The sequence below is a fragment of the Kitasatospora nipponensis genome (genome assembly GCF_039528135.1).
GTDB lineage: Bacteria > Actinomycetota > Actinomycetes > Streptomycetales > Streptomycetaceae > Kitasatospora > Kitasatospora nipponensis.
This window is the reverse complement of the sequence record NZ_BAAALF010000994.1, coordinates 1-564: the sequence shown is the minus strand read 5'-3', so window position 1 is coordinate 564 and position 564 is coordinate 1. Positions and strand designations below refer to the sequence as shown.

At 65.1% G+C, this 564-nt stretch carries 1 protein-coding gene; it reads right to left on the bottom strand.

From position 1 onward, the window contains the following. Nucleotides 1-564 (bottom strand): carbohydrate ABC transporter permease (locus ABD323_RS44505; protein ID WP_344447668.1); only part of this gene is annotated, 564 nt, incomplete at both ends.

The following is a 564-nucleotide window of genomic DNA, read 5'->3' as shown; positions in this document are numbered from 1 at the left end:
CACGGCCAAGTGACGTCCCTGAACTGGCGCCAGGTCCCGGCGCCGTCGATGCGAGCCGCCTCGTAGAGCTCCTCGGGGATGGTCTGCAGACCCGACAGCCAGATCAGCATGTGGAATCCGACGGCCTGCCAGACGGACAGCACGATGATCGCGAACAGGGCGGTGCTGGGGTTGTCGAGCCAGGCGGGGCCCTGCCAGGCGCCGAAGGTGATCGAGTTGATGAAGGAGTTGAGCAGCCCGTCCGGCTGGTACATGAACTTCCCCAGGATCGAGACCACGACGATCGAGGTCACGACCGGGATGAAGAAGATGACCCGGAACGCGGTCACGCCGCGGATCTTCTGATTGACCATCAGGGCGAGGAACAGTCCGAAGCCGGCCTGGACGGGGACGACCACGGCCGCGAAGGCGAAGGTGTTGAGGGCCGAGCGGAAGAACGTCGGGTCGATGGTGAACGCCCGGACGAAGTTGTCGAAGCCGACGAAGCGCAACGGTTCGGGGGAGATGAGCCGCGCGTTGGTGAAGGACAGGGCGAAGCCGAGCAGCACCGGCACGATCAGGAAG